Raw genomic sequence first — 8,722 nt, forward strand, 5'->3', positions numbered from 1 at the left:
GTGCGGAGGCCGGGCGGGGGGCCTGCCGCGCCGGCCGCGCTCGGTCCCGCCGCACTGCCCGCGGCCGGTACGACACTGCGGGTGCTGCCGCGCCGGGAGGTCCCGGCGGCCGTCGCCGCGCGCGAGGCGGACCTGGGCCTGGTCGACGGGCTCGCCGCCCCCGGCGACCCGCTGCGGCTGCCCGACGTGGCGTCGCTGACCACGCGCGGGGTCGGTGAAACCCGTCGCCGTCCGGCTGCCCGCCGGGCACCCCTGGCCGGGCGGGCGGCGATGTCTCGGCTTCGCCGACGCCCGCTGGCTGGACGCCCCCGAGGCCGGCCTGCCGCCGGAGCGGCTGCGCGCGGCGGACGGCGGGCGCGGATTCCGGCCCACCCCGCGGTACGACGGCACCGACCTGCGCACCGTGGCCGGACCGGTCGCCGCCGGGCCCGGCCTCGCCCTGCTGCCCGCCTCCGCGTCCGGCGCCCCCGGCCCGGTCGCGGTGCCGCTCAGCGAACCCGGCCTCGTCCACCGCGTCGAACTCGTCGGGGCGGGCGAGCCGCGCGGGGCGGCGGCGGTCCTGGCGGCCCCCGGCTCACGACGGGCGCCTGACCTGGTGCCGGGCGCCTGCCCGGCCGTCCCTTCCCACAGGTGACCGGGGGGAGTCTCACTCGTTCGTGGCAGATCGAGGGCCGGGACGCCGGGTAGAGCACCTGCCGGAGGCGATCCATGGAACCGACTGCGTTGCGTCCCAAGCCGATGCCCGGCCGGGACCCCGGCAAGCCCCGTCCCGGCGGCGGCCCGGCGCCCCGGCGTCCGCATGCCGCGCGACGCCGGGGGCGCCGGCTGCCCGCGGTGCTGTGCGCCCTGCTCGCCGGAACGGTCCTGCTGCTGGCCGGGGTCGGCATCGGCGCGGTCGGCGTGACGCTTTTCGGCGCGGGCACGCTCGCCGACCTCCGGCGCACGGCGGTCCACGGGCCGCGGACCCCGGACGCCGGGCAGGCCCCCGGCGCGTCCGGCCGGCCCGAGGCCGCGGCGCCTGCCACGGCCGCCGCGGCGGCGGTGCCTTCCGCGAGCCCGGTGCCGGGGGCTCGGGCGAGCCTCGGAGTGGAGGTCATGGACGACGGCAGACCGGGGGCGCTGGTCGCCGGTGTGCACGTCCCCGGCCCCGGGTACGCGGCGGGGCTGGTCCGCGGCGACCTCCTGCTGAACGTCGACCGCACCCGGATCGACCGTGCGGCCGACCTCGCCCGTGCCGTCGCCGCCGCCCGTCCCGGCAGTGAGGTGACGCTGACGGTGCGGCATCGCAGTGGGGGGTATCAGCAGCTGAGGGCTGTGCTGGGCGTCGTCGTGTGAGAGGGGGCGAGCGGACGCGCGGCGCCGAGGGCGGCCGGCTCCGTCTCCGACCGTACGGCCGCGCCTCCCACCGGCCGCGCTCGTACAGTCGTACGAATTTGTGCTCCGGGTGGTGGCCGCCCGGCGCCGCCCCCGCACGACCCGGCCGGCCCGGCACAGGTCAACGCCGGTGGACCGGGAGCCCCACGCACCCGGATCTTGCTCGCCGTGCGCGAAAACCACTGGTCCGCGCCGCGCCGCCCCGCCACGATGGCCCCGGACGAACCGCCCATCCGCTCGCGCCGCACACGCGCTGCGGGCAGGATGCTTGGCAGGCCACGGACCGACGCGGAGGGACACCCGTCAGTCCTCGCACCCGCGCAGGGAGGACCACATGACCGGCACCGCCGCCGCGCCGTTCACCGCCGACGACTACCGCGCCCGCATGGAGCGCGCCGTGCGGACCGCCGCGGACGCGGGACTCGCAGGCCTCCTCGTCGCTCCCGGCCCCGACCTGGTGTGGCTCACCGGGTACGCGCCCATCGCCGTCACCGAGCGGCTCACCCTCCTCGTCCTCACCCCCGACCACGACCCCGTGCTCGTCGTCCCCGCCCTGGAGGCCCCGGACGCCGTCAAGGCCGCCGGGGCGCCCGCGCTGACCCTGCGCGACTGGACCGACGGCAAGGACCCCTACGCCGCCACCGCCGCCCTCCTCGACCCCCACGGCCGGTACGGCGTCAGCGACACCACGTGGGCCCTCCATCTGCTCGCCTTGCAGCGCGCCCTGCCCGACGGCGGCTGGGCCTCCCTCACCGACGCGCTGCCCATGCTCCGCGCCGTCAAGGACGCCGCCGAACTGGAACTGCTGGCCGCCGCGGGCGCCGCAGCCGACCGCGCCTTCGAGGACATCCGCACGATGCGGTTCGCCGGCCGCCGCGAGACCGACGTCGGCGCCGACCTCGCCGACCTGCTGCGCGGCCACGGCCACTCCCAGGTCGACTTCACCATCGTCGGCTCCGGACCCAACGGCGCCGACCCGCACCACGAGGTCGGCGACCGCGTCATCGAACACGGCGACATGGTCGTCCTCGACTTCGGCGGCCTGAAGGACGGCTACGGCTCCGACACCACCCGCACCGTCCACGTCGGCGAACCCGCCGACGAGGAACGCCGCGTCCACGACATCGTCCGCGAGGCCCAGCAGGCCGGCTTCGCCGCCGTCCGCCCCGGCGCCGCCTGCCAGGACGTCGACCGGGCCGCCCGCGCCGTCATCACCGACGCCGGGTACGGCGAGTACTTCATCCACCGCACCGGCCACGGCATCGGCGTCACCACGCACGAACCGCCGTACATGATCGAAGGCGAGGAACAGCCCCTCGTACCCGGCATGTGCTTCTCCGTCGAACCCGGCATCTATCTGCCCGGCCGGTTCGGCGTGCGCATCGAGGACATCGTCACGGTCACCGACGACGGCGGACGCCGCCTCAACAACACCACTCGCGAGCTGGTCATAGTGGACTGAACAGGACCGAGCAGCAACAGCGGCCCCGCAGGACCCGGCACCCACACCGACACACGACGGCGCAACCAATGACCCAGGCACCGACACCCACGGCGGACACCGTCCGCCGACTCGTCAGCACCCTCCTGAAGGAAGGCAAGAGCCCGAACGGCGGCTCCGGCCCCGACGTACGGCCCGTCGCCGACGACGGCACCCATTCCACCTGGTGGATCGGCACCCGCCATGTGCTGCGCCTCGCCCCCGACCGTGACTCCGCCGTCCGCCAGCGGCGCGAACTGCGCCTGCGGGAACTGGTCCGCCCGCACGTCCCGGTCGCCGTGCCGACCAGCGTCGCGCACGGCGAGTGGACGCCCGGTCTCACCTACACCCTCGACACGAAGGTTCCCGGCGGCACCGCCGAGGACCACGACGTCTCCGCCGTCGGCGAGACCGACCTGGCCGGTCTGCTCAGCGGCCTGCGCGAGGTGTCGGCCCGGCAGGCCGAGGCGCTCGGCGTGCCGCGCACCCCGCCGCGTTCCCTGGAGGCGCTGCGCCGTATGGCCGTCTCCGCCGCCCGCGCCCTGGGCGACGCCGACGAGTTCGACCCGGCCCGGCTGGGCCAGCTCACCCCGCCCGGCGCCGCCCAGCTCGCCGCCCAGCCCGGCGCCGCCGTCCTCGTCCACCACGGCCTGCGCGGCGAACACCTCGTCGTCACCGCCGACGGCCGTGTCCGTGGCGTCCTCGACTGGACTCGGGCCGTTCTCGGCGACCCGGCCGAGGACATCGCCGGACTGGCCCTCGCCGTCGGCTCCGGCGCCGCCGTCCGCGCCGCCACCCTCGCCGGCTACGGCGCCCGCCCCTGCCTGCGCGGACTGTGGCTCGCCCGCTGCGACACGGTCCTCAACCTCGCCGCCCGCCTCGACGGCCGCGACACCACGCCGCTGCCGCTGCTGCGCACCCAGCTGCGGCGCGCCTGGGAGGCGATCCTGCTGGAACGGGTGACGGAACTGCGGGAGAGCGGGCCGGAGGACGAGATCTAGAAGCCTCCGCTGGCCCGTCCTCCGCCGGGCCGCCCGTCCGCCGGGCCGTCCTTCGCCGGGCCGTCCGTCCGCCGGGCCGTCCTTCGCGGGCCCGCCCTTCGCCGGCCCGTCCTTGGCGGGCCTGTCCTCCGCCGGCCCGTCCTCCGCCGACCCGCCCTTCGCAGGGCCGTCCTCCGCCGGGCCGTCCTCCGCCGGGCCGTCCTCCGCCGGCCCGCCCGTCCGCTGGCCCGCCCGTCCGTCGGCCCGCCCTTCGCCGGTCCGCCGGACGGGCGGCGGACCGGCCGCGCTGCCCCGGTGAGGTCCGCCGTCGCTGCCGCCGTTCCCGCCGCCCGTCAGTCCTGTTCGAGCACCACGCACGACTCCCCGGGCACTCTCAGCAGCCCGTCCTCCCCGGGCCCGCCCGTCTCGTCCCACGCGGCCAGCACCCGCGCCGGGCGGGTGCCCAGCGGAATCTCGGCGGGCTCCTTGCCCAGGTTGACGGCGACCCGGACGTCGCCGCGCCGGAACGCCAGCCAGCGGGCCTCCTCGTCGTAGGCCACCTTGATGTCGGCCAGGTCCGGGTCGGTCAGATCCGGGTGGGTGTGCCGCAGGGCGATCAGCCGCCGGTACCAGTCCAGTACGCGCGCGTGCGGCTCACGCTCCGGCTCCGACCAGTCCAGGCAGGACCGCTCCCGCGTCGCAGGGTCCTGCGGGTCCGGCACCTCGTCCTCGGCCCACCCGTGCGCCGCGAACTCCCGCCGCCGGCCCCGCCGTACCGCCTCGGCCAGCTCCGGGTCGGTGTGGTCCGTGAAGAACTGCCAGGGCGTGCCCGCCGCCCACTCCTCGCCCATGAACAGCATCGGCGTGAACGGCGCCGTCAGCGTCAGTGCCGCCGCGCAGGCCAGCAGCCCGGGGGAGAGCGACGCCGACAGCCGGTCGCCCTGCGCCCGGTTGCCGACCTGGTCGTGGGTCTGGCTGTAGCCGAGCAGCCGGTGCCCGCCGATCCGGCCCCGGTCCAGCGGACGCCCATGGCTGCGGCCCCGGAAACTCGAGTACGTCCCGTCGTGGAAGAACCCCCCGGTCAGCGTCTTCGCCAGCGCGGCGAAGGGAGCGCGGGCGAAATCGGCGTAGTAGCCCTGCGCCTCACCCGTGAGCGCCGTGTGCAGAGCATGGTGGAAGTCGTCGTTCCACTGGGCGTGCAGACCGAGCCCGTTCTCCTCGCGCGGGATGATCAGCCGCGGGTCGTTGAGATCGGACTCGGCGATCAGGAACAGCGGCCGGCCCGTCTGCGCGGCCAGCGCGTCCACCGCCGCCGACAGCTCCTCCAGGAAGTGGTACGCGCGCGTGTCCACCAGCGCGTGCACCGCGTCCAGCCGCAGCCCGTCGATCCGGTAGTCCCGCAGCCACGCCAGCGCACTGCCCACCAGGAACGCCCGCACCTCGTCCGAGCCGGGCGCGTCCAGGTTCACCGCCGCACCCCACGGCGTCTGATGCCGGTCGGTGAAGTACGGCCCGAACACCGGCAGATGATTCCCCGACGGGCCGAGATGGTTGTGCACGACGTCCAGGACCACGCCGAGCCCCAGCTCGTGCGCCCGGTCCACGAACCGCTTCAGCGCCTCGGGCCCGCCGTACGGCTCGTGCACCGCCCACAGCGACACCCCCTCGTACCCCCAGCCGTGCCGCCCCGGGAACGGGCACACCGGCATCAACTCCACGTGCGTCACGCCCAGTTCCACCAGATGCCCGAGCCGCTCCGCCGCCGCGTCCAGCGTGCCCTCACGCGTGTACGTCCCCACGTGCAGCTCGTACAGCACCGCGCCGGGCAGCCCGCGCCCCGCCCACTCGGCACGCCACGCGTACCGGCCGTGGTCCACGACCGCGCTCAGCCCGTCCGGGCCGTCCGGCTGCCGCCGCGAGCGCGGGTCCGGGCGCACCGGTCCGCCGTCCACCGAGAAGCCGTACCGCGATCCGTCCCGCGCCTCGGCCACCCCCGTCCACCACCCGGCCCGCTCAGGATCTCGCTCCAACGCGCGCGTGACGCCGTCGCACTCCAGCGACACCTCTTCGGCCTGCGGTGCCCACACCTCGAACTGCACGGACGGTTCCCCTTCGTCTGCTCACCGTGATGTAGCCCGTCCATCCTGCGCCACACGAGATCGATCCGCTTCCGAACCACGGCTTTCGCGGCGGGTGTCGGCACGGGCACGCGCGCGTGGCCCCTGCGTGCCCGCCGGCCTGTTTCTCCCTTTTCTGGACACCCGAACCGTGCTGACCGACAATCACACCCGTGACGTCGTCCTTCGAGTTCCAAGCCCAGCCCGCGCGGCTGTCCGACGCGGAGCGCGACCGGGCGCTGAAGGCCCTCAGGGACGGCGCCGCCGTGGGCCGCCTGTCCCACGACACGTTCCTCCACCGGATGGAACTGGCGCTCGCCGCCCGCCGGTCCGAGGAGCTGGCCGCGCTCACCGCCGATCTGCCCAAGGAGAACCGTGTCTCCCGCGCCGTGTTCGGCGCCGTCGAGGCCGTCTCCGGGTTCACGGTACGGCTGCGCAGGGCCTGGCAGGCCGAGCGGCTGCCCAAGCTGCTGCTGCCGCACCCCGGCAGCGACCATCCCCTGAGGATCGGCCGCGACCCCGGCAACGGGCTGCGGCTGAGCCACGAGACGGTCTCCCGCATGCACGCCGAACTCAGCCGGCAGGGCGGCCTGTGGATACTGCGCGACCTCGGCTCCACCAACGGGACCACCGTCAACGGCCGCCGCGTCATCGGCGCCGCCGTCGTCCGCGAGGGCGACCAGATCGGCTTCGGCAGCGTCGCCTACCGGCTCTCCGCCCACTGAACCGCGTCACCGAGTTTCCCCGCCCGCCGCGGTGTTGACGTAGCGGACGAGCCGTGACTGACTGTGCGTACACCATGAACACCAGGTGAACCGACGGTCCCGCACGTGGAGGTGCGCCCTGCCGCCGCTTCTGCGCTACCCGAGCGCGGACGAGCTGGCCGACAAAGCCGCCGCACTCGTCGCCCGCCACCCCGGGGATGCCCGGCTGCGGCGCGTCGGCACATCCCGTGCGGGCGCGCCCCTGTGGCTGCTGTCCGTCGGCCACGGCAGCCGCCAGGCCCTCGTCGTCGCCGGACCGCACGCCAACGAACCCGTGGGCGGCGCCACCGTCCTGCGGCTCGCCGAACGCGCCCTCGCCGACCCGGCGCTCACCGAGGGCGCCGACGCCACATGGAACCTGCTGCTGTGCCTCGACCCCGACGGGCTGCGGCGCAACGAGGCCTGGCTGTCCGGCCCGTACACCCTCGGCCACTACTTCCGGCACTTCTTCCGCCCCGGCTTCCTGGAGCAGCCCGAGTGGCTGCCCGACGGCGCGGACGGTGCCGCCCTGCCGGAGACCCGCGCCCTGCTCGGCCTCCAGGACGAGCTGAAACCTTTCTTCCAAGTGTCGCTGCACGGCGTCGACGTCGGCGGCGGCTTCGTCGAACTCACCCACGACCTGCCCGGACTCCCCGACCGGGTCGCCGGGATCGCACGCCGCCTGGGCGTGCCCCGCGAACTCGGCCCGTACGACACCCTGTACTGGCCCGTCCTCGGCCCCGCCGTCCACCTGATACCGCCGCCCCAGCGCGGCGACCTGGCCGCCGCGATCACCGAGGCGGCCGTCGAGTCCACCTGGTACCACCCGCACCGCTACGGCACCGTCACCGCCATCGTCGAGGCGCCCATGTGGGCCGTGCCCGCCGTGGAGGACGGCTCACCGCCCGCCGACCGGGACGCCGCCCTGCGCACCATCAGCCGCACCCTGCGCGCCGACGCCGGCACGCTGGAGCTGCTGCTGGCGCGGATCCGCCCGCTCCTCGCGGCCGTGCCGGACGCGGCCCGCCTGCTCGCACCCGTCGGCGACTATTTACTGGTCTGCCCCGGCCTCGCCGACGCCTGGGACCCCGACCGGGACATCCAGGGCCGGCCGCTGCCGCCCCTGACGACCGCCCATCTGGCCGCCCTGCGCATCGCCGGCCGGCGCCTCGCCCTGCGCACGGCGGGACTGCTCCACCAGCTCGTCACCTGCGCGGGCCCCGTCGCGGCCGGCGCCCTGAGCGAACTGGACCGGCTCATCGACCTGTGGTGCGCCGACTACCGCGACGGCTGCGGGGCGCGCTGGGTGCCGGTCCCACGCCAGGTGGAGTACCAGTCACGGGTGGTGCTCGCGGCGTTCGACCTGGTGGCACACCGCGCCGAGGGGGCTCGATCGGGTGAGCGGGGCTGGTGTCCCGGCACCGCCGTGCCGATGCACAGGGAATGACGTACCTCGCACGAACCCTCGCCGGCGGGCTGCTGTCCGCCGCGCTGCTCACCGCCGGCACCCAGCCGGCCGTCGCCGCCGCGCCGGGCGCGGAGGGCGGGCTCCCGGCCGTGTCCGTACCCGCGTCCGGTGCCGCGTCCGGGCACTGGCTGTACCTCACCGTGACCCGGGGCGACGCACGCTCGTCCGACACGCGGGGCACGCTGCTGCTCTGCGACCCGCCGCAGGGGCACGCGCGTGCCGCGCGGGCCTGCGCGGAACTCGCCGCGACGGACGGCGACATCGCCGCGCTGCCGCCGCAGGACGTCCTCTGCACCATGGTGTACGCGCCGGTGACGGTCCGGGCGGTGGGGGAGTGGGGCGGACGGCCCGTCGACTACACGCACACGTTCGCGAACGAGTGCGAGATGGCGGCGCGGACCGGGGACGTGTTCGCGCTGGAGGCGTGAGCGCGGCCGGCGCCGTCCTCGGTGAGCCCGGCAGGCGCCCTTCGGGGTGAGCCCGGCCCGCACCTCGACGGCGCGGACCGGGCGGCCCGCCCACGGCGGCACTCACGCCCCCGGCATCAGGCGCTCCCGCCC

The 8,722-nt window shown here is 76.0% G+C and carries 7 protein-coding genes and 1 pseudogene; 7 read left to right on the forward strand and 1 reads right to left on the reverse strand.

Annotation, left to right across the window (positions count from 1 at the left end; translation table 11 throughout):
- The 4 genes and pseudogenes from MTQ10_RS23945 to MTQ10_RS23960 all read left to right on the forward strand — a co-directional run.
- Positions 1-634, forward strand: a pseudogene (locus MTQ10_RS23945) (LysR substrate-binding domain-containing protein); the annotation flags it as partial.
- A gap of 74 nt (positions 635-708) precedes the next feature.
- Positions 709-1,335 (forward strand): PDZ domain-containing protein, encoded by a 627-nt coding sequence (locus tag MTQ10_RS23950; protein WP_247472231.1) that lies wholly within the window; start codon positions 709-711, stop codon positions 1,333-1,335.
- Positions 1,336-1,708: 373 nt separating this feature from the next.
- Positions 1,709-2,836: an aminopeptidase P family protein gene (locus MTQ10_RS23955; RefSeq protein ID WP_247472232.1), complete on the forward strand. Its 1,128-nt coding sequence runs from the start codon at positions 1,709-1,711 to the stop codon at positions 2,834-2,836.
- Positions 2,837-2,904: 68 nt separating this feature from the next.
- Positions 2,905-3,855 (forward strand): aminoglycoside phosphotransferase family protein, encoded by a 951-nt coding sequence (locus MTQ10_RS23960; RefSeq protein ID WP_247472233.1) that lies wholly within the window; start codon positions 2,905-2,907, stop codon positions 3,853-3,855.
- A 332-nt stretch (positions 3,856-4,187) separates the two neighbouring features.
- Here the strand turns inward: MTQ10_RS23960 and treZ are convergent, their stop codons facing one another.
- Positions 4,188-5,933, reverse strand: coding sequence for a malto-oligosyltrehalose trehalohydrolase (gene treZ / locus MTQ10_RS23965; RefSeq protein ID WP_247472234.1), 1,746 nt, complete (start codon positions 5,931-5,933; stop codon positions 4,188-4,190).
- A 191-nt stretch (positions 5,934-6,124) separates the two neighbouring features.
- Between treZ and MTQ10_RS23970 the strand changes: the two genes are divergently transcribed.
- The 3 genes from MTQ10_RS23970 (at position 6,125) to MTQ10_RS23980 (ending at position 8,590) form a co-directional block, all read left to right on the forward strand.
- Positions 6,125-6,676, forward strand: coding sequence for an FHA domain-containing protein (locus MTQ10_RS23970; RefSeq protein WP_247472235.1), 552 nt, complete (start codon positions 6,125-6,127; stop codon positions 6,674-6,676).
- Between the two features lie 85 nt (positions 6,677-6,761).
- On the forward strand, positions 6,762-8,141 hold the full coding sequence (locus MTQ10_RS23975; protein ID WP_247472236.1) for a M14 family zinc carboxypeptidase: 1,380 nt from the start codon (positions 6,762-6,764) through the stop codon (positions 8,139-8,141).
- Positions 8,138-8,590, forward strand: a complete 453-nt coding sequence (locus MTQ10_RS23980; protein WP_247472237.1) for an SSI family serine proteinase inhibitor — start codon at positions 8,138-8,140, stop codon at positions 8,588-8,590. Before MTQ10_RS23975 ends, MTQ10_RS23980 begins: the two co-directional genes overlap by 4 nt.
- Positions 8,591-8,722 lie beyond the last annotated feature (132 nt).

It is taken from the genome of Streptomyces sp. XM83C, from assembly GCF_023072675.1.
GTDB classification, from domain to species: Bacteria; Actinomycetota; Actinomycetes; order Streptomycetales; family Streptomycetaceae; genus Streptomyces; species Streptomyces thermocoprophilus.